General features: G+C 50.4%; 1 protein-coding gene. It reads left to right on the top strand.

What is annotated here, in order from left to right; all coding sequences use genetic code 11:
- The coding region (locus ACTHUM_RS19635; RefSeq protein ID WP_440403959.1) for a YaaA family protein at positions 1-454 on the top strand (454 nt) is incomplete at both ends.

Genomic DNA, 454 nt, shown 5'->3' with positions numbered 1-454 from the left:
TGCAACAACACGTCCGCCTGCTCTCCGGCCTATACGGCGTACTGCGCCCGCTCGACTTGATGCAGCCCTACCGCTTGGAAATGGGCACAGCCTTTGCCAACTCGCGCGGTAAAAACCTCTACGAATTTTGGGGCGATAAAATTACCGACCTGCTCAACCAAACGCTGAAGCAGGCCGGCAGCGACGTTTTAATCAACCTCGCCTCACAAGAATATTTCAAATCCGTCAACACCCAAAAACTCAACGCACGCCTGATTACGCCGATTTTTAAAGACGAGAAAAACGGCAAATACAAAATCATCAGCTTCTACGCCAAACGTGCGCGCGGTTTGATGGTGCGCTACGCGGCAGAACACGGCATTACCGAGCCTGAAATGCTCAAAAATTTCGACTACGAGGGCTATTCATTTAATGAAGCAGCTTCAAACGAAGCCGAATGGGTATTCATGCGTGA

It is taken from the genome of Neisseria sp. P0021.S006 (assembly GCF_051956895.1).
This window is presented reverse-complemented; position numbering and strand designations above follow the sequence as displayed.